Source organism: Hydrogenophaga sp. 70-12 (genome assembly GCF_001897365.1).
Lineage (GTDB): Bacteria > Pseudomonadota > Gammaproteobacteria > Burkholderiales > Burkholderiaceae_C > Hydrogenophaga > Hydrogenophaga borbori.
In genome coordinates, this window is record NZ_MKSS01000399.1 from 17,816 (window position 1) to 41,415 (window position 23,600).

Here is a 23,600-nt window from a genome sequence, read left to right on the forward strand (position 1 = left end):
GACCAGCATGGCCATCGAGGGAAAACACATCGTCATCACCGGCGGCGCCGGCTTCATCGGCTCCACCCTGGCCGGCCGCCTGGCCGACCGCAACCGCGTGACGCTGTTCGACAACCTGGCGCGCAACACGATCCAGCACACCGGTGGCGCACAGCACCCCAACGTGTCGCTGGTGCAGGGCGACATCCTCGACCCCGCGTCGGTGAAGCGGGTGGTCACGGGTGCCGACATCGTGGTGCACGCGGCCGCCATCGCCGGCATCGACACCGTGATCAAGTCGCCCGTGAAGACCATGGAAGTGAACATGATCGGCACCGCCAACGTGCTGCGCGCGGCGCAGGAAGCGGGCGTGAAGGACCGTGTGATCGAGTTTTCGACCTCCGAGGTCTTCGGCAGCATGGCCTACCGCGTGACGGAAGAGAACCACGCCGTCGCCGGCTCGGCCGGCGAGGCGCGCTGGGTGTATGCGGTCAGCAAGCTCGCCGGCGAGCACCTGGCGCACGCCTACTTCCGCGAGCACGGCATGCCCGTGGTCACGCTGCGGCCCTTCAACATCTATGGCCCGGGCCAGACCGGGGAGGGCGCGATCCAGATCTTCATTCGCAAGGCGCTGCGCAACGAGCCTATCTCCATCTACGGTGACGGCTCTCAGATCCGCGCCTGGTGTTTCGTCGACGACATGGTCGATGCCCTGATGCTCGCGCTGGAGCGGCCCGAGGCCATCGGTGAATCCTTCAACGTCGGCAATGCGCGCGCCGTGACCACCATCTTCGGCCTCGCGGAGGCCGTCTGCCGCGTGCTCGGCTCGCGGTCCGAGATCGTGTTCAAGCCCCCGCTGTCGGCCGACATCGAACTGCGCATCCCCGAGACCCGCAAGGCCGCGGAGCTGCTGGGCTTCAAGGCCAAGGTCGACCTGGAGGAAGGCATTCGCCGGACGGCCGACTGGTACCGCAGCAATGCCATCTGATGACCTGATCGACCTCGTGCTGGTGGGCGGCGGCGGCACCAGTGCCGACGTGCTCGCCATCGTCGACGACATCAACCGCGAAGCCCCGCGCTACCGCGTGCGCGGCCTGCTCGACGACGCCCTGGCGCGCGGCTCGTCGCGCTTCGGCGTACCAGTGCTCGGCGGCCTGGGCGACGCACCGCAGTTGCTGGGCAACGGTCGCCTGGTCGATTGCCTGGGTAGCCCGCGCAGCAACACGCGTCGCGAGGCACTGCTGCAAGCCAAGGGACTGGCGGACCTGCCCTTTGCCAGCCTGGTGCACCCACGCGCTGTCGTGGCCGGCAGCGCCGAGATCGGAGAAGCTTGCATCGTCTACCCGAACGTGGTGCTCCTGGCTCACGTACGACTTGGCCGCCACGTGACGGTGTTGGCCAACTGCGTGCTCAACCACGGCGTGTGCGTCGAAGACTTCGGCATCCTGGCCAGCGGCGTCAACCTCTCCGGCCGTGTGCACGTGGGACGGGCCGCCTACCTGGGCTGCGGCTGCAATGTGCGCGAAGACATCCGCATCGGCGAAGCTGCGCTCGTGGGATTGGGCAGCGCGGTGGTGCGCGACGTGCCAGCCGGGGCCGTGGTCGCCGGCGTGCCCGCGCGGGAAAGACCCGCGGCATGAGGATCCTCGTGGTGGGCGGCATGTATCCGCCGATGCGCACCGGCACCGCTTTCTACACGCAGAACCTGGCCACCGAACTGCAGCGCCAGGGGCATGCGGTGGAGATCGTCACGCTGGGCGCCTCGCCGTCGCACGCCGTCGAGGACGGGCTGTCCGTGCATCGCCTGCCGGCCTGGCGCCTGCCGCTGGCCGGCTTCTTCAAGCACTACCAGCTGTGTGCCCCCAACCCGCTCAACTGGTGGCGGCTGGCGCGCATCGCCCGCCGCTTCCAGGCCGATGCGGTGCTGCTGGTGAACCACTACCTGGACATCGCATTTCCCGCCGCATTCGCCGCCTGGCGTGTGCGCGCACCACTGGTTTGCTCGGTCGGCACGCAGCTGCAGTCGCTCAACCCGCGCCGCGACCGCCTGCTCAACCGCCTCGACCGGCTCATCTGCGGGCGGGGCGTGTTTCCGTTCTGCGACGCGGTGGTGGCCTGGGACACGCAGATCCGCCAGTACCTGTCGGACGTGCAGGGCGAGCGCGTGCTGCGCAAGACGCACATCGTCAACTACGGCGTGGCGGGCGACAGCGCGGCGCTGGCGCGGTATTCCAATGACCACGCGTACCGAGGCCTCATACTCGGTGTGGGCGCGGTCAGCGAACAGCGCAGCTTCGTGCCCCTGGTCAAGGCCTTCGCCGAACTGGCGCCCGAGTTCCCCACGCTGAAGCTGCGCATCGTGGGCCACGTCTACTACGACGAGGCGCCGCGCCTGGCGGACAGCCTGGGATTGGGCGAGCGCGTCGAGTTCCTGGGCGAGCGATCACACGACGAGGTGCTCACGCACATGCAGGCCGCCGACCTGCTGTTCTCCTCGCTCACCGGGCGCTACGTGGGCATGGGCACGGCCACCATCGAGGCCATGCTGCTGGCCGTGCCGACGGTGGTCAATACGCCGCTCGATCTGCTGGGTACCGCCACCCTGGTCGACGGCGAGCACCTGGTGCAATGCACCGACCCCGCCCCATCCGCCATCGCTCAGCGTCTGCGCGCCTTGCTGGGCGACGAGTCCCTGCGCCGCCGCGTGGGCACCGGCGGACGCCGCTTCGTGCAGGAGCAGATGAACTGGCCCAAGGTCGCCCGCGACATGGCGTCCTTGCTCAAGGGACTGGTCCAGCGGCAAGGCAGGTCATGAGAGGCTGGAGACAACATGCCCTGACCATGGCCGGCCTGGCGGTGAGCCTGGTCGCGATCATCTGGTTGATGCGCAACTTCGACCTGGGGGCGGTGGTCCGCACGCTCGCGCACGCGAACGCCTGGGTGCTCGCGCCCCTGCCACTGCTGCTGATCGCGTCTTTCGCGCTGCGCGCCCAGCGCTGGCGGCTGGTGGTCGAGCATGATCCGCCGGTGCGCTGGTGGCCAGGGTTTCGCGCCTTGATGATCGGTTACTTGCTCAACAACGTGCTGCCGGCGCGCGCTGGCGACCTGGCCCGCGCGCTGGAGCTCGGCCGCACCGAGCGGATGTCGCGAACCAAGGTGTTTGCCACCCTGGTCGTTGAACGCACCGTCGACCTGGCGTTCATGCTGGCGCTGCTGTCGCTGGTTTTGCTGTCCTACCCCGCGATCCCGGCCTGGCTCAAGCAGGCCGGCGTGGTGGTGGCCGCGATCACCGCCACGGCCATCGCCGCACTCACGGCCGCTCACACCATGGGCGAACGCTTCCTGCCTTGGTTGCACGCGCGGCTGCTGCGGCGCCTGCCCGACCGCGCCGCGGGGCGCGCCCGCGAGATCCTGCAATCCGCGCTGGCGGGCATCGCGGGCGGCTTTCGCCCAGGGCGCTTCGTTGGCTTCCTGCTGCTCACACTGGCCATCTGGACCCTGGAGGTCTCCCTGGTGTGGCTTACCGCGCGCGCGCTGGGTCTCGACCTGGCACCCGGCAACGCCTTGTTCGTGCTGCTGCTGATCGCCATTGGCACCATGGTGCCGGCGTCCCCCGGCTTCGTGGGCACCTACGAGTTCTTTGGCGTGGCGGCCTTGGGGATGCTGCAGGTGCACGGCCCCCAGGCTTTGGCTTTCGTCGTGCTGCTGCACCTGGTGACCTTGCTCGGGTCTTCGCTGATCGGCGCGCTGTGCTTCCTGGCGCGACCGGCCGTGGCGTCGCCGCGCGACGTCGAAGCGCCGGACCTTGCGTCCGAGCGCCTCCCCGAGGACAAACCATGAGCGCCCACCCCACCGTCACCCTGGCCACGCTGCTGCTGGCGGTGCCGGTCACCACCGCGCACGCCCTGGCCTGCGTAGGGGCGGGTCGGGCCGTGCAATGGGCCTTGGGCCGGCTTGGTCCCGCACGGCCAGCGACCCAAACCTCGGACGCGTGGGTGGACCTGGCCACGCAGTTCCTGGCGGGTTTGATGGCCTTCAATGCGGTGTTCACCGTGCTGGGTCTCATGGGCCAGTTGCGACCCGTGCCGGTCGGTGTCGCGCTGGCCCTGGGCTGGCTGGCCTTGTTCCTCAGCCGCCCGCGCCTCGCACCAGCCCAAGCGATGCTGCGCGAGGCCTGGGACAGCGTCTGGCGCCTCAACTGGCCGATGCGCGGCCTGGCCGCGGTGGTGGTGCTGTTCTTCTTGTGCCTGGCACTGGCGGCACTCACCATGCCGCCCACGGGCGACGCCGAGGCCTTCTACCTCGCCTACGCGCAGATCATGGCCAGCAGCGGCGTGCTCGAACCCATGCGCGGCACCTACGAGCCCTTCTCCAGCATCGGCCTGCCAGCAGAGTTGCACTATGCCGTGCTGATGCGTTGGCAAGGCACGGCCGCCGCCAAGTTCTTCGTCTGGCCGGTGGCGCTGGCCTGCGGGGTGTTCCTCTCGGGCATCGTGCGCCGCTGCGGCGGTGGCCTGGTGGCGCGCTGGATGGCCTGGACCATCCTGATTTCCTCGTCAAGCTTCACGCTGTACGTGTTCGACGGCAAGGTGGATCTGTTCGGTGCTGCCTTCGGCCTGGCTGCCCTGTACTGGCTGCTGAGCGACACACCGGCGAATGGGCGCACAGGCGCCCTGGCCTGGGCCGGTTTGATGGCCGGCAGCGCGACCGTCGCCAAGTTCTCGTACGTGCTGAGCTTGGGTGTGGCCATGCTGGTGCTGCTGATGTGGCAGCACCGCGGGCAGGAACGGGCCTATGACACCCGCGGCCTCTTGCGCACCGACCTCGTGCTGGGTGCCTGGGCGGCGCTGGCCTGGCTGCCCCAATGCCTCAAGAACGGGGTGTTGTACGGCGCACCCCTGGCGCCCTTCCTGGGCATGGGCGAAGCAGGCGCTTGGTTGAATCAGGTGTGGCATAGCCCCGAGGTCACTCGAGAAATCCTGCTGACCTATCCCTACGCGCTGGTGTTCGGCGACTACCCCATGCAGGGCGGAGGCGTCTCCCTGCTGTTGTTGGGCCTGCCCGCACTGACCTGGTTCGTGCGCCGGCGCCGCGCCAGCGATGAGCCATTGCTCGACAGCCCCGTGATCGCCGTGACCCTGGCCGCCCTGCTGTCCACCCTGGCCTGGGCGCTCATACGGCCCTCGGTGCTCGCGCCGCGCTACATACTCGCCACGCTCCTGTTGTTCGCGCCCCTGGCGTCGCTGACTGCGGAGGCGGCGCTGGCCGATCGGCGTTGGTGGCTGCGCCTGGGCGCCTTGGGCCTGCTGGCGTTGGCACTCTATTTCACCGTCAGCAAGGTCCGCTCGGGCCCGCACAATCTTTACCTGCTGCTGACCCACCGAGCCGAGCGCTGCCTCAAAGCCAGCGAGTCCTGCAAACCCTTATCCGCCCTGGCCACCGAGGGCCAGCCCGGCGAGCGTGTGTTCTTGGCCGCCTACTACGGCTACTGGCTGCGTCCAGACCAGCTGCAATGCCAGGCCAGCCGGGCCGAAAAGGAGGGCGTGCGCAAGGCCAACGACGTGCTGGCGGCCCTGCAGGCGGGCGGCTTTCGATACATCGTGGTGGAGCGCGACTCCCACGGCGAGTTGCTCGGCCGCCTGCTGCAAGCGCAGGCCCCCGTGCACCACGTCGTCGAATACGGCAATGTCGTGGTGTATCGCTTGCCGCCGGCCGTGACGGCACAGCCGCCACAATGCGTCGAAACCCGTCCTGGCGAATGGAAGGTCTTGCCACACGGAGCCCCGAAGTGAGTCAGTCCGCCCCATTGGTATCCATCGTCATCCCTGCCTACAACCACGGCAACTACCTGGCCGAGGCGATCCGCAGCGTGCTGGCGCAGGATCACGCGCCGCTGGAGTTGATCGTGCTGGATGACGGATCGACCGACCATACGCCAGAGGTGCTGGCGCGCATGGACGGCGACTTCGTGCGCGAACGGCACGCCAACATGGGGCAGGCGCGCACGCTGGAAAAGGGCTGGGCCATGGCCAAAGGCTCCATCCTCGGCTACCTGAGCGCCGACGACACGCTGGCCCCGGGCGCGGTGAGCGCCGCGGTGGCCGCCTTGCAGGCCGACCCGCAGGCCGTGGCGACCTACTGCGACTACCACCTGCTCGACCCGCAGTCGCGCCCCGTGCGGCAGGTGAAGGCACCTCCCTACGACTACCGTGCCATGTTCGTCGACGTGGTATGCCCGCCCGGACCGGGCGCCTTCTTCCGCCGGGATGCCTATGAGGCGACCGGCCCGTGGAATCCCGCCCTGCGGCAGATGCCCGACTACGATTTCTGGCTGCGCCTGGGGCTGCGGGGGCGCTTCGTTCACGTCGAGCGGCCGCTGGCTGGCTTCCGGGTGCATGACCATTCCCAGTCGTTCGCGCCCACCACGCCACAACGCGCCGCCGAGCCCGTCGCCATCATCGAGAGCCTGCTGCGCACGCCGGGCGTAGCGCCAGACATCGTGGCCCAGGGAGCGCAAGCGCTGGCCCATGCGCACCTCATCAGCGCGCAACTGCATTTGCGAGCGGGCCGCTGGGGCGCGGCGGCCCGCTCCGTGCGTGCGGCATGGTCCCAGTCCTGGTCGCGCGTGCTGTCCGTGCGGGCGCTGCGCCTGCTAAGCAATGCCTTGTTCAATCGCGCAGGTCACCGATTGTTGTGGGTCCTGCGCTCCGGCCTCTCCGCCCGAAACCCATGAGCCACGACCCCGTCACCCGCCGCTACACCGAAGGCGACTACGCGCAGCAGAACCCCGACTGGGACAGCGCCGATTCGCCCTGGAAGGCCCAGCAGGTCCTCGCCTTGCTGGCGCGCCACGGCCTGGCGCCGGCCAGCGTGGTCGAGGTGGGCTGCGGCGCGGGCGGCGTGCTGTCTGCGCTGCGCGCCCAACTGCCGCAGGCCGATCTGCAGGGTTTCGACATCGCCCCCGGTTTGCCCGCGCTGTGGGAGCAGCGCCGAGCCGATGGCATCCGCTTCACCCTGGGTGACTACCTGTCCAGCGACGGCCCTACGCCCGAACTGACGTTGATGCTCGACGTGCTCGAGCACCTGGGAGATCCCTTCGCCTTTCTCGCGGGCCTGCGCGAGCGAACTGCGTGGACCGTGTTCCACATCCCGCTTGACCTCTCGGCCATCAGCGTGCTGCGCGAGCGCCCCCTGTTGCACGTGCGCCGCAAAGTCGGTCACCTGCACTACTTCACGCGCGGGCTGGCCCTGGCCATGCTCGAGGAATGCGGCTACGAAGTCGTGGAGGCCCGCTACACCGGCGCTTCGCTCAATGCCCCCCGCCGATCGTTCAAAACCCGGCTCGCGGGCCTGCTGCGTCGGGCGGTCTACGCCATCAATCACGACCTGGGCGCGCGCCTGATGGGGGGGGAAACCCTGCTGGTCCTTGCCAGGCCCAAGGAGACCGCGTGACGCTGATCGTTCACGCGCCCAACGTTCATCATGGCGGCGGACGCACCTTGCTGCTGTCCGTGCTGAACGCCGCCGCCGCGCAGGACAGCATTGCGTTGCTTGATGCGCGGCTAGACACCTCGAGCCTGCCGCCGAATCTCGTCCTCGAGCGCTTTCGGCCCACTTTGCTGGGGCGATGGAACGCCGAAAGGCGCGTCCGGCGGCTCAGTCAGCCCGGCGACACGGTGCTGTGTTTTGGCAACCTGCCCCCCTTGTTTTGCAATAAGGGGCGGGTGGTCGTGTTTCTGCAGAACCGCTACCTCTTTGGACAACGGGACTTGCGCGCATTTGCTTGGCGGGATCGCTGGCGCATCAGGCTGGAGAGATACTGGTTTTCTCAGCGCCTGGACACAGCAGCGATGCAGGTCTACGTACAGACCGCGTCCATGGCGGATGAACTCCAGCGTGAAACCGGCGTTGTGGCTCGCGTGTTCCCGTTCATCCCGACCGAAACCCCATCGACGCCCGACCCCGGCCGGGTCGAGCCGCCTGAATTTGACTTCATCTATGTGGCCTCTGGCGAGCCTCACAAGAACCACCGTCAGTTAATTGATGCGTGGACCTTGCTTGGAACACAGGGCGCGTTCCCCTCTCTGTGCCTGACGCTGGACCCCAAAAAACACACGGCGCTGCTCCACCATCTGCAACAAGCGCAAGAGCGCCATGGCCTGAGGATCACCAACCTCGGCACAGTGGCCCCCGCCGACATGGCGCGTTGTTACCAGCGATCGCGCGCATTGATCTACCCATCGACGCTGGAATCGTTCGGGCTTCCGCTCATTGAAGCGGCGCAACGGGGTCTGCCCATCCTCGCATCCGAGAAAGACTACGTGCGCGACGTAGTCACACCCGCCGAGTCGTTCGACCCCAACTCACCTTTGTCCATCGCGCGCGCCGTGAGCCGCTTTTTGCGGCAGAACCAGGCGCCGCGGCCCGTGTTGTCCGGCGCGGCCTTCTTGAGCGAGGTCATAGGCGCAACCACGCCGCCGCAGTCCGCCAGCAAGTGACCCCCCACGTAAAATCCGTCCTCATCTCGGCCGAAGACAGCGCCAGGGAGCGCATTTGCGCTGCACCGTGTCGGGAGCCTGAATACCCATGATCCGAATTTTTGCCTCGTTGTTCGCCCTGGCCTGCCTGGGGCTGGCTCTTGTGGCAGGTACCCACTACGAGGGCCACTGGATCGTCTACGCGGTGTTCACGCTGACAGCAAACGCGCTGCTATTCATCGGGTTTCGTCGCCAGGCCATCTATTTCGACACCTTCATCGGCATCTTCCTGTGGCTGGGCTTTTGGCTGAAGCTGTCGCTGCGCGTGGCTTTCACCGCGGGTCAGTTTCATGAATCGGTCGGCGCCTTTGACGGTTCGGGCGCCGCATTTGATCATGCCCTGACGGTGGCCTCGTGGGGTTTTGGTGGTCTGCTGTTGGCCAGCTTCGTCAGGCAGCGGTTCTTTCATTACCCCGCGACACCACTTTCATGCACTGGTCAGGGGCTGTTCGAACTCTACCGGACCTACCGAAAGACTTGCATTGCGCTGTTCGTGGTACTGGTGCTCGGCGTTGGTGTCAGCAACATCGTGCTGGGCATCTACCAGAGGGGTATGGTGACGCAAACGGTGCTGCCGTTTGGTTTAAACGGCATCTACAAGTGGTTGCTGCAATTCGGCTTGTCCTCGATGGCGGCGCTGATCATCCGGTTTGAGATTGAACTTCAGCGAAACGTGTCCATGGTGGCGATCTTCCCGCCTTTGATGGAGTGCTTTACGTCCAATGTCTCTCTGCTCAGCCGCGGCATGGTCCTCAATTCCGCCGCCCTAGGGCTCGGCGGCCTGCGCACCGTGCTGGGCATGAACCTGCGCCTGCCGCTGCGCACCGTGGCCGTGGCGTCGATCACATTCGCGGCCTTGTTTGCGGCGTCCGTGCTCAGCGTCAACTACCTGCGCGCCAGCAGCGTGTTGGGGGAAATTTACGAGCTTCCCACGGCGAAGTCCTCAACGCCCACGCTCGCCTACGACGCCAAGGACTTTGCCGAAAGCGCGAAGAAGATGACAGGGCCTCTGTTCATTGATCGGTGGGTTGGCATTGAGGGCGTGATGGCCGTGTCCTCTTCCCAGCGACTGGGCTGGTCCCTATGGAAGGAAGCATGGCAAGAAAAATTTCAAGAGGGCCAGCTCAGTCTCTTCGACCGCTACTTCATCGATTCACCCTATAACGAGCCGGCGATCGACAAGACCAAGCACCATTTCGTATCCCTTCCCGGCGTCATCGCGTTCTTTTACTACCCCGGCTCGATGGCCTTCTTGTTCGCCGGGCTTTTTCTGCTCGGACTGGTGGCTGCGCTGTTCGAGTTCCTGTCGTATCGGTTGGCTGGTCAAAACTGGGTGCTGTGCTCCTTGCTGGCCCAGGTCGTGGCCTTTCGGTACGCGAGTTTTGGCTATGTTCCAAGTCAATCCCACCTGCTCTTTGGCACGGTATTGCTGAACGTGCTGCTTATTGCCGTGGCGGACTGGATGGCGCGGCGTTGGATGCAACCGCCTCACGTCTCTCGCTAACCAATCAACACGATGGAGTCTGCTGGTAAACCCACCGCTGGCAACGCACCGCGACGTGCGCTGCTCATCTTTCCGATGGCCGCCTTGCTGAATTCGTTTTCGATGACGGCACTGCTCCTGGTGTTCGGCGTCGCCGGCCACTCGGAGATCGCTGCCAACATCGGCCTTGTCCAAGGCGCCACGCTTGCGCTCTTCTATGCGTTTTCCGCCAACGCGCGCAACCTGATTCTTGCCGATGGTTCCGGGTCGGCAGCGGCGCGCTTGCTAAGAACGCGTCTGTGGCTGCTTGTGCCTCTGTCCGCCACAGCCTATGTGCTCAGCGTTGGGGTCGGCGATGCAAGCGCTGCACTGGCCGTCGTGCTCATCCTTCGGCGGGCATCGGAGTGGTTCGGCGAGATCGGCCTGGCACGCCACGAGCAGAAGCATCGGTTCGCCATCCCCGGCCAAACCATCATGGCGGAGTCCGGCGCGTTCATGCTGTGCCTGCTGCCACTCGTTCTTGACTGGAGCCTCGCGCTCTGCGCATTGCCTTGGGCCCTTGCTCCGCTCCTCGCGACACGCCAGGCGCAGCTGTCCCTCAGCAAAGACGGGGAGCGCTTCTCGCTGAAGACTCTGCTGCCCCACTTTGGCTCCACGGCCATCATCGGCACCAGCGTCTATGTCTTTCGTATCTCGATCGTGTTGCTCGCCGGCAAGGCGGCGGCGGGCGACCTCTTCACCGCCTTCGCCATCGGTGGCCTGATTCCGACCATCTACGGGCAGGCCTTGGCACCCACCCTGGCCCATCGCTATGGCAGCAACAAGCTGCCCAAGTGGCTGCTGCTGGTTCCGACCACCATGCTGCTGGCGGGCCTGGGTTTGAGCACAGTCGCGTGGATGCAACCTGCGTGGTTGAACGCCATGGGCCGTGCGCCCCTGTTCTGGATCACCGTGGGCCTATCGATCGCGGGTGGGGCACTCATGAGCGTGGCAGCGGCCATTCGGACCCGCCTCATCCAGCAAGCTGGCGGCGATGACGTCTTCGGCCCCGACCTGCTGGCCAATGTGCTGATCGCCACTTGCGTCCCGTTCCTCTTCTACGTCCTGGGACCCGGTGCGCTCGCGGGCTTGTATGGATTGAGCGGATGCCTCAGCCTGGCGTTCCTTGCTGGCGTGGGCTTGCGGCAGCGAAGCGCCTCCTTGACGCAATCGCGCATCGTCCCATGGTGTATTGCGTTCCTGCTGCTCGTCCCCGTCTTCGTTCAGATCAAAGGCGGCTTGTTCCGGGACCCGGCGTTCGTGTTCGATGCCGGCGGAAGCATCCTCAAACTGCCGCTGCCCTTGTCAATCCTGGCCCTGTTTTCGGGCATCGCGCTGCTGGGCAAGTACACCGCCGCACGCACCAGCATGGCCGTGCTGTTCTTTACGGCACTGCTTTTCGTGACCACCTCCCTCACGGTCGCGCAAGGCAATCCCGCGCAACAGGGGGCCAAGCTGATTCTGCTGGCCCAGTTTCTCCTGCCGATGTTTGGCCTGGTCCTCGGTCAGATGTTTGGCGCCTGTACACCGGCCACCGTGTTTGAACGCACCGCGCTGTGGGTGTTGCTGCTGATCCTGCCCGCCCAACTGCTTGCCACCTGGCTTCAGGGCTACACGCTGCTGCACCCGAAGGTGTTTTTCTTCAGCATTTACCAGCACCTTCAGTACGTCCCCATGGTCATCATCGCGCTGTTGATGATGACAAGCCAATCTTTGTGGGGTGCCAGCCTCAAGTACCGTGTCGGGTTGGCGATCTTGCTGCCCGTAGCGATGGTCTATGTCGTGGCTTCGCTTTCCTGGGGCGCGGTGCTAGGCACCGCGGTTTGCCTGTTGTGTTTTGCGCTAACGCACCTACGGCGGGTTCGCATCGGCCGCCGCGCTGGCGTAGCCATGGGCCTTGCCGCAGTGGTCGCAGTGGCTTACATCGCTTTGTCCGAAACGGGCGTGCTGTCGCGGTCGTTGAGCGACGAAAACGGGCCTCGGGATACCCTGCAATGGCACAACAAGTTGGCGCCGTACCTTGAAAGAGCGGAGACGACATCGCCCGCGGCTGGCGCAACCCGCATGACGCACTGGCGTTTCTATGCGGCGGGCATCGTTGAAACACCGAGGGCGTTTCTGCTGGGGCATGCGACGCCGCCCGACCGTGTGCTACACCCGAGCGCGCACAACTACTGGCTCGACGCGTTGTACAACTTCGGCTTCATCGCCATGCTGCCCTTGATTGTGCTGCTGCTCGGGACACTCGGCTGGTTATGGCGACAACGGAGCGCGGTGTGGGACTCCCCCGTGCTGCTGGGCACCGCGATGGCGGCTCTTTACCTTTTGCTTTTCGAGAACATGCTAAAGGTTGGCATGCGCCAGCCGTATCCCGGCATCATCACGTTCTTTATTTGGGGCTTGCTGATCTCGCGCCTGAAACACCCTGTTGTGGACCCAAAGAAGCCAATGGCGACACAGGCATGAGGTTGCTTATCTTCAGCCAGTACGCTTGGCCCGAGGTGTTTGGCATCAATGCGCTGGCGCAGTCGCTGGCCCAACGGGGTGTGAAGGTGACCGTCTTGACGGGCCAGCCCAACTACCCCGAGGGCCGCGTCTTCGCGGGCTATCGGGCCACCCGGCTGACACGCGAAAAGTGGGGTGATGTCGAGATACTGCGCGTGCCGCTGGCGCCACGCGGAAGAGGCGCCGCGCGTCTGGCCCTGAACTACCTGTCATTCATTCTCTCGGCCGGCCTGTTGGGCCCCTGGGCCTTGCGTGGCCGGTCGTTCGACGCGGTGCTGGTGTATGCGCCCTCGCCGCTGCTGCAGGCCCTGCCGGCCATAGCCATCGCCTGGCTGAAGCGGGCGCCACTGGCGGTGTGGGTGCAGGATCTCTGGCCCGAAAGCCTGTCCGCCACGGGCTTCATTCGCAATCAGCGCGTGCTGTCGGCCATACGCCAGGTCGTGCGCTTCATTTACCGGCACACCGACAGCATCCTCATCCCCTCGGAAGCATTCCGCGAACCGATCGCTGCCATCGCGCCAGAGCCTGCACGCATCCACTACTACCCGAACGCCTGGACCGGGGAAGGCCTCGAGGCCCAGGCCAGCGAAGCGGCGCGCCAGCTGGCCAGCGAGATGGCCCAGGGCTTCTCCATCGCCTTCGCCGGCAACCTGGGCACCGCGCAGGCGCTGGATACCGTCGTGGACGCGGCACGCCGGCTGCAGGCCGCCGGCTCCCCGGTGCGCCTCTACCTGATCGGCAGCGGCAGCCTGTCCGATTGGCTGGCGCAACAGATGCATGAACACGGCCTGCGCAACCTGGTGCTGCCGGGGCGCTTCGCGCCAGCCGACATGCCCATCCTGTTGGCGGCCGCCTCGGCGGTGCTGCTGACCCTGCGCGACGAACCCATCTTCGCCTACACCGTGCCGAGCAAGCTGCAGGCCTACCTGGCCGCTGGCCGCCCCATCATCGCGGCCATCAACGGCGAAGGTGCGCGTCTGGTGCGCGAGGCCGATGCCGGTCTTGACTGCCCGGCCGGCGACGCCGCGGCACTGGCCGAGGCCGTGCAGACCATGCACGCGCTGGATGACAGGCGCCGTGCGGCAATGGGAGACAATGCCAGCCGTTACGCGGCCGCGCATTTCAGCCTGCCGACACTCACGGACAAGCTGATCGAGCACCTGAAACAACTGACCATGCAACACACCGCCCCCCCGCAGGAGACCTCCCGGTGAACGTACTGATCCTGGGCGGCACGGGCATGCTCGGCCATGCCATGTTCCACCTGCTGTCACAGACCGCCGGCCTGCAAACCTGGGCCACCGTGCGCTCGAGCGGGGCTCGGCGGCACTTTCCGCCCGCGCTGGCCGATCGCCTGGTCAGTGGAGTGGACGTGGAGAACGCCGACACGCTGAGCCAGATTTTCGCGCGCGTGCGTCCGGACGTGGTCATCAATTGCATCGGCCTCATCAAGCAATTGGCGGCGGCCAATGATCCGCTGGCCGCGCTGCCCATCAACGCTCTGCTGCCGCACCGGCTCGCCCGCCTGTGCGACGTCGCCAAGGCTCGGCTGATCCACGTCAGCACCGACTGCGTCTTCTCCGGCCAGCGCGGCCACTATGTGGAGACCGACACGGCCGACGCTACCGATCTGTACGGGCGCTCGAAGCATCTGGGCGAGGTCGACTACCCCCACACCATCACTTTGCGCACCTCCATCATTGGCGAGGAGCTGGAGGGTGGCGCCAACGGGCTGGTCGGCTGGTTCCTGTCCCAGTCGGGCAGCGTCAAGGGCTTCACCCGTGCCATCTTCTCGGGCCTGCCCACCGTGGAGCTGGCGCGCGTCGTGCGCGACCACGTGCTGCCGCGCCCCGACCTGCACGGGCTCTACCACGTGGCCACGCGGGCCATCGCCAAGGCCGACCTTCTGGCGCTCGTAGCGTCCGCCTATGGCCGCCAGATCGAGATCGTGCCCGACGCCTCGCTGGTGATCGACCGCTCACTCGACGCGTCGAAGTTCCAGATGGCCACCGGCTACGTTGCACCCGACTGGCCGGCGTTGATCGCCGGCATGCGCCAATTCCACTCTCATACCTGATTCGACATGTTCTCCAATGGCGTCCTGATGATCACCGGTGGCACCGGTTCCTTTGGCAACGCGGTGCTGCAACGATTCCTCGACACCGATGTGCGCGAGATCCGCATCTTCAGCCGCGATGAGAAGAAGCAGGAAGACATGCGCATCGCGCTGTCGCACCCCAAGCTGAAGTTCTATATCGGCGACGTGCGCGACTACGACAGCGTGCACCAGGCCATGCATGGCGTGGACTTCGTCTTCCACGCGGCCGCGCTGAAGCAGGTGCCGTCCTGCGAGTTCTATCCCATGGAAGCGGTGCGCACCAACGTGCTGGGTGCCGAGAACGTCATGAACGCCGCCATCGCGGCCGGGGTACGCCGCGTCGTCGTGCTGAGCACCGACAAGGCCGTGTACCCCATCAACGCCATGGGCATCTCCAAGGCCATGATGGAAAAACTGATGGTGGCCAAGTCGCGCATGCGCGGCCCCGACGAAACCGTGCTCTGCGCCACGCGCTACGGCAACGTCATGGCCTCGCGCGGGTCGGTGATTCCCCTGTTCATCGACCAAATCAAGGCCGGCCAAGACCTCACCGTCACCGATCCCGCCATGACGCGCTTCCTGATGTCGCTGGAGGATTCTGTCGACCTGGTGCTGCACGCGTTCCAGCACGGCAGCCAAGGCGACATCTTTGTTCAGAAGGCCCCAGCGTCCACGGTGGGCGACCTGGCCCAGGCGCTGCTCGAACTGTTCAAGAGCCCGGCGGCTGTGCGAATCATCGGCACCCGTCACGGCGAAAAACTCTATGAGTCGCTGCTGTCGCGCGAGGAAATGGGCAAGGCGCAAGACATGGGTCGCTACTACCGCGTTCCCTCGGACGACCGCGATCTCAACTACAACAAGTACTTCGTCGAGGGCGAAACCCGTGTGTCCGCACTGGAAGACTACACCTCGCACAACGCGGAGCGGCTCGATATCCCCGGCGTCAAACAACTGCTGATGAAGCTGAACTACATCCAGGAGCGGCTGCGTGCTTAAGGTCATGACCATCGTGGGCACGCGCCCCGAGCTGATCAAGATGTCGCGCGTCATCGCCGCTTTTGACGCGCACACCCGGCATGTGCTGGTGCACACCGGACAGAACTTCGACTACGAGCTCAACCAGGTCTTCTTCGACGACCTCGGCATTCGCAAGCCGGACCACTTCCTCGACGCCGCTGGCGAGAACGCCGCCCAGACCATCGCCCGAGTGATCGAGCGCGCAGATGCCGTCATGGCGCAGGAACAGCCCGATGCCGTGCTGCTGTATGGCGACACCAATTCCTGCCTCTCGGTGATCTCGGCCAAGCGGCGAAAAATCCCCGTGTTCCACATGGAAGCGGGCAACCGCTGCTTTGATCAGCGCGTGCCCGAAGAGTTGAACCGCAAGGTTCTGGACCACCTGAGCGACATCAACCTGGTCCTGACCGAGCACGCGCGCCGCTACCTGATCGCCGAGGGCATTCGGCCGGAAACCATCATCAAGACGGGCTCCCACATGCGCGAGGTGCTGGACCACTACCGCGACGGCATCGAACGATCCACCGTGCTCGAGCGCTTGAACCTGGAAGCCGGCCAGTACTTCATTGTCAGCACCCACCGCGAGGAAAACGTCGACAGCGAGGCCAACCTGGATGACCTGCTTGACACACTGAACGGCATTGCCGACAGCTTCGGCCTGCCGGTGGTGGTGTCGGTGCACCCCCGAACGCGCAAACGTCTGGATGCGATGGGCACGCGCCAACACCATCCGAAGATCCAGTTCCTCAAACCCTTCGGTTTCAACGACTACATCCACCTGCAGACGCGAGCACGCTGCACCATCTCTGACAGCGGCACCATCACCGAAGAGAGCGCTCTGCTGGGCTTTCCGGCCATCACCATCCGCAACGCGCACGAGCGACCCGAGGGCATGGACGCCGGCGTGTTGATCATGTCCGGGCTCAAGCGCGAGCGCGTCCTGGACGCCATCCGGGTCGTGACCAGCGACCCCGCCGGACCAGCGCGCCCGGTCAGCGACTACGAAACGCCGGCCGTGTCCACCCAGGTGCTGCGGGTCGTGCTCAGCTACGTGGACTACGTGAACCGAACCGTTTGGTCCAAGCCCGCGCTCCCATGAACACCGCCCCGGGTGACATTCTGCTGACTGGAGCGACCGGATTTGTTGGACAGACGCTGGACGCACGACTGCGGCACGATGGCCATCGGGTGCTGGGTACAGCGCGTCGATCTGGCCAGCTCGCGTCGGGCACGCCCATCGCAGCCATGGAGTTGACGCCCGACCAGGACTGGTCCGGCTGCCTGGTCCACAAGCGCGCCGTCGTTCATTTGGCTGCGCGCGTGCATGTGATGGACGAACAGGCCGCCGATCCTCTGGCGGCCTTTCGCCTGGCCAACACCGCCGGCACCCTGAACTTGGCCCGCCAAGCGGCGGCCGTCGGCGTACGGCGCTTCGTCTTTGTCAGCAGCATCAAAGTCAATGGTGAACAGACGCCCCCGGGAGGCGCCTTCCGATTCGACGATGTGCCGGCCCCGCTCGATCCTTACGGCGTATCCAAGCGCGAGGCAGAAGACGGCTTGCGCGAACTGGGTGCCTCCAGCGGCATGGAAATCGTGATAGTTCGACCACCCCTGGTGTATGGCCCTGGCGTAAAGGCCAATTTCGCGGCCCTCATGCGCGCTGTGCGAAGCGGCTGGCCGCTGCCGCTGGGCGACGTGACGGCGAACCGCCGAAGCTTGGTCGCGCTGGACAATCTGGTGGACCTGCTGGCGCATTGCATCCACCATCCCGCAGCGGCCGGCCAGACCTTCCTGGCCAGCGATGGCGAGGATCTGTCCACGGCCGAGCTGCTCAAGCGCATGGGCCAGGCCCTGGGTCGCCCCGCACGCCTGCTGCCGGTGCCGGTCTCGCTGCTGGGAATCGGCGCAGCGCTCGTGGGCCGACGCGCCGTGGCCCAGCGGCTGCTGGGCAGCCTGCAGGTCGACATCGCGCACACCCGCAACACCCTGGGGTGGGCGCCTCCCGTATCGGTAGACGAGGGCCTTCGCCGCGCCGCAATGGGGCTGCCAACATGAGCAAGCGATTGTTCGACCTTGCGCTGGGCGTACCGGCGGCGCTGCTGCTGCTGCTGCCCGTCGCGTTCATCGCGCTCGCGGTGCGCCTCACCTCCCCCGGCCCCGCGCTCTACTGGAGCGACCGCGTGGGCCGACGCAACCGCCTCTTTCGCATGCCCAAGTTCCGCAGCATGCGCACCGACACCCCTGCGGTGGCCACCCATCTGCTCGACGACCCGGCGCGCTGGCTGACGCCCATCGGCCCCTTCCTGCGCAAGACCAGCCTGGACGAGCTGCCGCAACTCTGGAGCATCCTCAAGGGCGACATGAGCTTTGTCGGCCCGCGGCCAGCGCTGTTCAACCAGGACGACCTGATTGCCCTGCGCACCGAAGCGGGCGTGCACGAACTCGTTCCCGGGCTCACCGGGTGGGCGCAAATCAATGGCCGCGACGAGCTGCCCATTCCACAGAAGGTCGCCCTGGATATCGAGTATCTTCGGCGCCGGAGCTTGGTCTTCGATCTGCGCATCCTCTGGCTCACGGCCGTGAAGGTGCTGCGGCGCGAGGGCGTGCAGCACTGACCCATCGGACACCCAGGGAGACAAGGTCGAATGAGCCAGCCGATGCCGCTCGTCATCGTTGGAGCCGGCGGCCATGGCCGCAGCGTGCTCGAGCTCGTGCGCCTGGACGGCCGCTACGACGTCCAGGCCTTCCTCGATGACCAACAGCCCGCCGGCACGGACGTGATGGGCGTACCCGTCTGGGGCCCGACGGCCCTGCTCGAGCAATTGCCCGCCCGCGGCGTCCCCTCGGTGCATGTGGCCATCGGCCACAACCGCACCCGCCAGACGCTCTGCGCGTGCGCGCGCGCGGCCGGGCTCGAACTGGCCACGCTCGTGCACCCCCGCGCCTTCGCCTCGCCCAGCGCCGTGTTGGGCGCCGGAACGGCGCTCATGGCCTGCGCCGTGCTCGGCACGCAGGCCCGACTGGGCGAAGGCGCCATCGTGAACGTCGGCGCCGTGGTCGACCACCACGCGCAGGTCGCGAATTTCGGCCACCTCGGCGCCAATGCCACCATGGCCGGCGGCAGCACCATCGGCGAGCGCGCCTGGCTGCAAGCCGGCGCCGCCCTCGGCTATGGGGTGCACCTGCCCGACGACACCATCGTCGCCCCGGGCGAGGGCCGTTCATGAACGACGTGCAACCCCGATCGAGCGGCCACGCCGACGAGGGCCTGGCCGGCGCCTTGCTGCACATGCCGCGGATGCTGAAGCGGGCGTTCGCGGTGGCCGTCGACGTGGCCTTGTGCGTGCTCGCCGTCTGGGTCGCCCTGTACCTGCGGCTGGAGGTCTGGCTGCGCCTGGAGATGCCTTACCTCTGGGCCGTGATCGGCTCGGTGCCAATGGCCATCCCCCTCTTCGCCCGCTTCGGCCTGTACCGCGCCATCTTCCGCTACGCCGGCTGGAACGCCATGCTCAGCCTGGGCCAGGCCATGGCGCTCTATGGCCTGTTCTACGCCACGGTCTTCACCGCCATCGGCGTGCCCGGCGTGCCGCGCTCGGTGGGCGTGATCCAGCCCCTGCTGCTGTTCATCTTCATCGGCCTCAGCCGCCTGTTCGTGCGCGTCTGGCTGGGCGGCCTGTACCGCAAGGTGCTGATGCGCAAGGAGCTGCCCGGCGTGCTGATCTACGGTGCCGGCACCGCCGGCCGACAGCTGGCCGCCGCGCTGGCGCGCAGCCCCGAACACCGGCTGCTCGGCTTCATCGACGACGACCCGGCCCTGCAGGGCAACAGCCTGGACGGACGCAATGTCTACCGGCCGGACAAGCTGCGCGAACTGGTGACCACCATCGGCGCCACCGACGTGCTGCTGGCCCTGCCCTCGGCCTCGCAGAAGCGCCGGCGCGAGATCCTCGAATCGCTGCGACCCCTGCCCTTGCACGTGCGCACCCTGCCCGGCATGTCCGACCTCGCCTCGGGCCGCGTCAACCTCAGCGACCTGCGCGAGCTCGACATCGAGGACCTGCTGGGTCGCGAGCCCGTGACGCCCGACCCCGCCCTGCTGGACAAGCTGATCCGCGATCAGGTGGTCGCCGTCACGGGCGCGGGCGGCAGCATCGGCAGCGAGTTGTGCCGCCAGATCGCCTCGCTGCGGCCTCGCACCCTGCTGCTCATCGAACAGAGCGAATACGCCCTGTACGCCATCCACCAGGAACTCATGCAGCGGGTGGACACCGACGCCATGGAGGTCGTTCCGCTGCTGGCTTCCGTCCAGGACGAGGACCGCATGGGCCAGATCCTCAAGGCCTGGCAGCCGCACACGCTCTACCACGCCGCCGCCTACAAGCACGTGCCGCTGGTGGAGCACAACGCGGTGCAGGGCCTGCGCAACAACGTCTGGGGCACCTGGGTCACGGCCCAGGCCGCGCTGGAGGCCGGCGTGCGCCACATGGTGCTCATCAGCACCGACAAGGCCGTGCGCCCCACCAACATCATGGGCGCCAGCAAGCGCCTGGCCGAGCTGGTGCTGCAGGCCTTGGCCGAGCGGCACGCCGCCCGCACCGTGTTCAGCATGGTGCGCTTCGGCAATGTGCTGGGCTCCAGCGGGTCGGTGGTGCCGCTGTTTCGCGGGCAGATCGCCGCCGGCGGGCCCGTCACGGTCACGCACCCCGACATCACGCGCTTCTTCATGACCATCCCCGAGGCGGCGCAGCTCGTCATCCAGGCCGGCGCCATGGCCGAGGGCGGCGACGTCTTCGTGCTCGACATGGGCGAGCCGGTGCGCATCGTCGACCTCGCCCACCGCATGGTCGAACTCTCCGGCCTGCAAGTGAAAAACGAGCAGCAGCCCTGGGGCCAGATCGAGATCCAGATCACCGGCCTGCGGCCTGGTGAGAAGCTCTACGAGGAACTGTTGATCGGCGACAACCCGCTGCCCACACAACACCCGCGCATCCTGCGCGCCCAGGAAGCGCTGCTCCCCCCCGACACGCTGCTGGGCCTGCTGGAGGCCCTGGACACCGCCATGCGGTCCAACGACGTCAACGCCATTCGCGCGTTGCTGCAGCAGGCGGTGCAGGGCTACCAGCCGGCGGGCGAGGTGGTGGATTGGCTGCACACCGATCCACAGGCTCCGCTCGCACCCACCGGGTCGGCCTGAACAAAAAAAAGCCACCTTTCGGTGGCTTTGCCAAGTCCTCGAGAGGACGTCGTTGGGAGACCTGATCAATCCGGTGTCTCGGGCCTGGTCAGATATGCGGCACGCACATACCTTGGCTCTGAACGGGTGTCGTGACAGCAACTGCCGAATTCTCACGGGTCTCCCACGCCGATGGCATCCCCAATTTGGGGGAAGCAGGCGGCGTCACCCTGGAACCGAACGGCCGTTCAGGCCGGCAGCGTGACCACAAACCGTGCCCCGCCGCCCGGCCGGTCCTCGCAGCGCACCGCGCCCCCATGGCGTTCGACGATCGTTCGCACCAGCGCGAGGCCCAGGCCGACGCCGCCTTCGCGCTCGCTGGCGCCCGGCAGACGGTAGAAGGGCTCGAAGATGCGCTCGCGCAGCTCGGGCGGCACGCCCGGCCCGTGGTCGTCCACCGTCAGCACCGCCGTGCGCGACCGGCCGCTGTCGCGCACGCTCAGACCCAGCCGCACCTCGGCATCGGCCTTGCCGGCACCGCGGCCGTAGCGGCGCGCGTTCTCCAGCAGATTGCGCAGCACGCGGCGCAGCAGCTTGGCGTGGCCATGCACCACCACCCCGCCCGCGGCCGGCGCGGCCTCGAGTTCGGCCCCGGCGCGCGCGCACTCCTCGGCGGCCAGGCCCAGCAGGTCCACCTCTTCCTCCGGGCCCAGCGCGGCCGGGTCCGAGGGATCGCTCAGGTCGAGCCGGCTCGCCAGCAGGATCTCATCGATGAGCTGGTCCAGCTCGTCGATGCTGCGCGCGATCTCGGCGCGCTGGGCCTGCTGGCTGGGGTCGCTACCGATCAGCGCCAGCCCCATGCGGATGCGCGCCAACGGCGAGCGCAGCTCGTGCGAGGCATTGGCCAGCAGGCGTTTGTGCGACTGCAGCAGCGTCTGCACACGCTCGGCCGCCACGTTGAAGCGCTTGGCCAGGAAAGCCACCTCGTCCTGCCCATTCACCGACAGGCGCGTGGACAGGTCGCCCGCACCCCAGCGCTCCACGCCCTTCTGCAAAGTCTCCAGGCGCTTGGTGAGGCGGCGCACGATGGGATAGGCCCCCAGCGCCACCGCCAGGGCCACCAGGCCGAGCAGCCAGGCGAAGCCGGCGGGCGTGAGCAGCCAGGCCGGCGCCCGGCTGCCCGGGTTGGAGGGCGCGCCGCGGTTGGAGAACGGCAGCATCACGTAGAGCTTCTCGCCGTCCCGCATGATCACCTCGAAGCGCCAGCCCTCGCCGGGGATGCGCTCGGCCCGCGCGGGCGCATCGCCCAGCACGTCGCCCGCGGTGTTCTCCACGATGATGGTGCGCATCACGCGCGCTTCGCGCTCCTCGCGGTCACGCTCCAGGGTCTGCTGCCACAGCCAGCCCACCACCAGCGTGAGCACGGTCACGGCGGCCACCACCGCCAGCCAGATGCGCAGGTACAGGCGTTGGCCGAACAGCGACAGGCTCACCGGGCTCAGTCTTGCTGCTTGGCGAACACGTAGCCCACGCCGCGCACTGTGAGGATGCGCTTGGGGTTCTTGCTGTCCGCCTCGATGGCGCCGCGGATGCGCCCGATGTGCACGTCGATCGAGCGGTCGAAGGCCTCCAGCTCGCGGCCGCGCACGGCTTCCATGATCTGGTCGCGCGTGAGCACGCGTCCCGCTCGTTCGGCCATGGCCACGAGCAGATCGAACTGGTAGGACGTGAGCTCCGCCGGCTGGTCGGCCACGGTGACGGTGCGCGCGTCGCGGTCGATCTCCAGCGAACCGAAGCGCATGACCGGCGTGGCGCGGCTGCCGCCGTTGCCCCCGTTTTCGGCGCGGCGGCGCAGCACGGCGCGCACGCGCGCCAGCAGCTCGCGCGGCTCGAAGGGCTTGGGCAGGTAGTCGTCGGCCCCCAGCTCCAAGCCAATGACACGGTCCATCGGGTCGCCCTTGGCGGTGAGCATCAGCACCGGCACGCGCGCCTGCGCGGTGCTCAGCGAGCGGATGCGCCGGCACACCTCCAGGCCGTCGATGCCGGGCAGCATCAGATCGAGGATGACCAACTCGGGTTGCACCAGCGGCAATTGCTCCAGGCCACTTTCGCCGTCGGCGGCGTGGGCCACCGCGAAGCCCGATTGCCCCAGGTACTCCTGCACCATCTGGGCCAGCCGGGCGTCGTCCTCGATCATCAGCAGGTGGGCGGTCGTCATGCGGTTCAGTGTAGCGGTGGCTGCCGGAGCGGCCGATGCTGCACCCGCGGGATGAACCGGCCTTGCGCTGCACGTAAAGTTGGGTAAATCATGGTGCTCTCCATGTCCGCCGCCCGGTGACCATCCCCGCCCCCGCCATGCCCCTGTCCATGCCGACGACCGCCGCCGACACCCTGGACGCGCTGCTCGCGCAACGCGCCCAGATCCATCCCCGCCACCTCGCTCTGCGCTGGGACGGCGGCGATCCGCAGTGGCAGTCCCTCGATTACGCCACGCTGGCGCAGCGCGCCCGGGTGCTGGCGCAAGCCCTGCCGGTGGAGCGCGGCCTGCGCGTGGCCTGGCTGGGCTTCAACCACCCCGCACAGATCGCCCTGCTGTTCGCACTGGCCCGGCGCGGCGCCCTGCTGGTGCCGCTGAACCACCGCCTGGCGCCCGCCGAGTGGGCCGCCGTGCTGAACGACAGCGCCCCCGTGTTGCTGGTGCACGACGAGGCCTTTGCCGAACCGGCCCGCGCGCTGGCCGCCGCGCACGGCCTCGCGGCGATGCCCGTG

21 protein-coding genes are annotated in these 23,600 nt (G+C 67.1%); 19 read left to right on the forward strand and 2 right to left on the reverse strand.

The genetic code is table 11. From position 1 onward, the window contains the following. The first annotated feature begins 7 nt into the window (after window positions 1-7). From BGO22_RS20400 to BGO22_RS20485, 18 genes are all read left to right on the forward strand, one after another. A complete protein-coding gene (locus tag BGO22_RS20400; RefSeq protein ID WP_070400225.1) occupies window positions 8-967 on the forward strand; it encodes an NAD-dependent epimerase/dehydratase family protein in 960 nt (319 codons plus the stop codon). Continuing rightward, complete coding sequence (locus BGO22_RS20405; protein ID WP_204743868.1) at window positions 957-1,619, forward strand: LbetaH domain-containing protein; 663 nt, start codon at window positions 957-959, stop codon at window positions 1,617-1,619. The genes BGO22_RS20400 and BGO22_RS20405 overlap by 11 nt, the downstream gene beginning before the upstream one ends. After that, window positions 1,616-2,794 (forward strand): glycosyltransferase family 4 protein, encoded by a 1,179-nt coding sequence (locus tag BGO22_RS20410; RefSeq protein WP_286852308.1) that lies wholly within the window; start codon window positions 1,616-1,618, stop codon window positions 2,792-2,794. The genes BGO22_RS20405 and BGO22_RS20410 overlap by 4 nt, the downstream gene beginning before the upstream one ends. 26 nt (window positions 2,795-2,820) lie before the next feature. Further along, the gene (locus tag BGO22_RS20415; protein WP_070400223.1) at window positions 2,821-3,819 is read left to right on the forward strand and encodes a lysylphosphatidylglycerol synthase transmembrane domain-containing protein; all 999 of its coding nucleotides are present in this window, start codon (window positions 2,821-2,823) and stop codon (window positions 3,817-3,819) included. Further along, window positions 3,816-5,771 (forward strand): hypothetical protein, encoded by a 1,956-nt coding sequence (locus tag BGO22_RS20420; RefSeq protein ID WP_286852310.1) that lies wholly within the window; start codon window positions 3,816-3,818, stop codon window positions 5,769-5,771. Before BGO22_RS20415 ends, BGO22_RS20420 begins: the two co-directional genes overlap by 4 nt. After that, a complete protein-coding gene (locus BGO22_RS20425; protein ID WP_286852312.1) occupies window positions 5,768-6,712 on the forward strand; it encodes a glycosyltransferase in 945 nt (314 codons plus the stop codon). Before BGO22_RS20420 ends, BGO22_RS20425 begins: the two co-directional genes overlap by 4 nt. After that, window positions 6,709-7,431, forward strand: coding sequence for a class I SAM-dependent methyltransferase (locus BGO22_RS20430; RefSeq protein ID WP_286852314.1), 723 nt, complete (start codon window positions 6,709-6,711; stop codon window positions 7,429-7,431). The genes BGO22_RS20425 and BGO22_RS20430 overlap by 4 nt, the downstream gene beginning before the upstream one ends. Beyond that, a complete protein-coding gene (locus tag BGO22_RS20435) occupies window positions 7,428-8,477 on the forward strand; it encodes a glycosyltransferase (protein ID WP_286852316.1) in 1,050 nt (349 codons plus the stop codon). Before BGO22_RS20430 ends, BGO22_RS20435 begins: the two co-directional genes overlap by 4 nt. Before the next feature lie 88 nt (window positions 8,478-8,565). Further along, complete coding sequence (locus BGO22_RS20440; protein ID WP_286852317.1) at window positions 8,566-10,020, forward strand: hypothetical protein; 1,455 nt, start codon at window positions 8,566-8,568, stop codon at window positions 10,018-10,020. Between the two features lie 12 nt (window positions 10,021-10,032). Beyond that, window positions 10,033-12,504 (forward strand): hypothetical protein, encoded by a 2,472-nt coding sequence (locus tag BGO22_RS20445; RefSeq protein WP_286852318.1) that lies wholly within the window; start codon window positions 10,033-10,035, stop codon window positions 12,502-12,504. Beyond that, a complete protein-coding gene (locus BGO22_RS20450; protein WP_239478228.1) occupies window positions 12,432-13,757 on the forward strand; it encodes a glycosyltransferase family 4 protein in 1,326 nt (441 codons plus the stop codon). The genes BGO22_RS20445 and BGO22_RS20450 overlap by 73 nt, the downstream gene beginning before the upstream one ends. Further along, window positions 13,754-14,620: a dTDP-4-dehydrorhamnose reductase family protein gene (locus BGO22_RS20455; RefSeq protein ID WP_286852319.1), complete on the forward strand. Its 867-nt coding sequence runs from the start codon at window positions 13,754-13,756 to the stop codon at window positions 14,618-14,620. Before BGO22_RS20450 ends, BGO22_RS20455 begins: the two co-directional genes overlap by 4 nt. 6 nt (window positions 14,621-14,626) lie before the next feature. Further along, window positions 14,627-15,637, forward strand: a complete 1,011-nt coding sequence (locus BGO22_RS20460) for a polysaccharide biosynthesis protein (protein ID WP_070400214.1) — start codon at window positions 14,627-14,629, stop codon at window positions 15,635-15,637. Then, window positions 15,630-16,757 carry a non-hydrolyzing UDP-N-acetylglucosamine 2-epimerase gene (gene wecB / locus BGO22_RS20465; protein WP_070400213.1) on the forward strand — a complete coding sequence of 376 codons (1,128 nt, stop codon included), beginning with the start codon at window positions 15,630-15,632 and terminating at the stop codon, window positions 16,755-16,757. Before BGO22_RS20460 ends, wecB begins: the two co-directional genes overlap by 8 nt. Further along, a complete protein-coding gene (locus tag BGO22_RS20470; protein ID WP_286852320.1) occupies window positions 16,754-17,713 on the forward strand; it encodes a UDP-glucose 4-epimerase family protein in 960 nt (319 codons plus the stop codon). The genes wecB and BGO22_RS20470 overlap by 4 nt, the downstream gene beginning before the upstream one ends. Beyond that, window positions 17,710-18,273 carry a sugar transferase gene (locus tag BGO22_RS20475; RefSeq protein ID WP_204743861.1) on the forward strand — a complete coding sequence of 188 codons (564 nt, stop codon included), beginning with the start codon at window positions 17,710-17,712 and terminating at the stop codon, window positions 18,271-18,273. Before BGO22_RS20470 ends, BGO22_RS20475 begins: the two co-directional genes overlap by 4 nt. A 30-nt stretch (window positions 18,274-18,303) precedes the next feature. Next, window positions 18,304-18,885 carry a PglD-related sugar-binding protein gene (locus BGO22_RS20480; protein ID WP_286852322.1) on the forward strand — a complete coding sequence of 194 codons (582 nt, stop codon included), beginning with the start codon at window positions 18,304-18,306 and terminating at the stop codon, window positions 18,883-18,885. Beyond that, window positions 18,882-20,852, forward strand: a complete 1,971-nt coding sequence (locus BGO22_RS20485) for a polysaccharide biosynthesis protein (protein ID WP_204743859.1) — start codon at window positions 18,882-18,884, stop codon at window positions 20,850-20,852. Before BGO22_RS20480 ends, BGO22_RS20485 begins: the two co-directional genes overlap by 4 nt. A gap of 227 nt (window positions 20,853-21,079) precedes the next feature. On the opposite strand, the gene BGO22_RS20490 is transcribed toward BGO22_RS20485, so the two are convergent. Continuing rightward, entirely contained in the window at window positions 21,080-22,324 is a 1,245-nt protein-coding gene (locus tag BGO22_RS20490; RefSeq protein WP_070400208.1) for an ATP-binding protein, read from the reverse strand. A gap of 5 nt (window positions 22,325-22,329) precedes the next feature. Beyond that, window positions 22,330-23,049: a response regulator gene (locus BGO22_RS20495; protein WP_070400207.1), complete on the reverse strand. Its 720-nt coding sequence runs from the start codon at window positions 23,047-23,049 to the stop codon at window positions 22,330-22,332. 137 nt (window positions 23,050-23,186) lie between these two features. Between BGO22_RS20495 and BGO22_RS20500 the strand changes: the two genes are divergently transcribed. Further along, window positions 23,187-23,600, forward strand: a 414-nt coding sequence (locus tag BGO22_RS20500; protein WP_286852324.1) for an AMP-binding protein, incomplete at its 3' end; no start/stop codon positions are given.

Coding starts and splice junctions, on each gene's coding strand:
- BGO22_RS20420 (WP_286852310.1), top strand. CDS start 3,816: ATGAGCGCCCACCCCACCGTCACCCTGGCCACGCTGCTGCTGGCGGTG.
- BGO22_RS20415 (WP_070400223.1), top strand. CDS start 2,821: ATGGCCGGCCTGGCGGTGAGCCTGGTCGCGATCATCTGGTTGATGCGC.
- BGO22_RS20440 (WP_286852317.1), top strand. CDS start 8,566: ATGATCCGAATTTTTGCCTCGTTGTTCGCCCTGGCCTGCCTGGGGCTG.
- BGO22_RS20400 (WP_070400225.1), top strand. CDS start 8: ATGGCCATCGAGGGAAAACACATCGTCATCACCGGCGGCGCCGGCTTC.
- BGO22_RS20480 (WP_286852322.1), top strand. CDS start 18,304: ATGAGCCAGCCGATGCCGCTCGTCATCGTTGGAGCCGGCGGCCATGGC.
- BGO22_RS20470 (WP_286852320.1), top strand. CDS start 16,754: ATGAACACCGCCCCGGGTGACATTCTGCTGACTGGAGCGACCGGATTT.
- BGO22_RS20460 (WP_070400214.1), top strand. CDS start 14,627: ATGTTCTCCAATGGCGTCCTGATGATCACCGGTGGCACCGGTTCCTTT.
- BGO22_RS20445 (WP_286852318.1), top strand. CDS start 10,033: ATGGAGTCTGCTGGTAAACCCACCGCTGGCAACGCACCGCGACGTGCG.
- BGO22_RS20485 (WP_204743859.1), top strand. CDS start 18,882: ATGAACGACGTGCAACCCCGATCGAGCGGCCACGCCGACGAGGGCCTG.
- BGO22_RS20410 (WP_286852308.1), top strand. CDS start 1,616: ATGAGGATCCTCGTGGTGGGCGGCATGTATCCGCCGATGCGCACCGGC.
- BGO22_RS20430 (WP_286852314.1), top strand. CDS start 6,709: ATGAGCCACGACCCCGTCACCCGCCGCTACACCGAAGGCGACTACGCG.
- BGO22_RS20475 (WP_204743861.1), top strand. CDS start 17,710: ATGAGCAAGCGATTGTTCGACCTTGCGCTGGGCGTACCGGCGGCGCTG.
- BGO22_RS20405 (WP_204743868.1), top strand. CDS start 957: ATGCCATCTGATGACCTGATCGACCTCGTGCTGGTGGGCGGCGGCGGC.
- BGO22_RS20495 (WP_070400207.1), bottom strand. CDS start 23,049: ATGACGACCGCCCACCTGCTGATGATCGAGGACGACGCCCGGCTGGCC.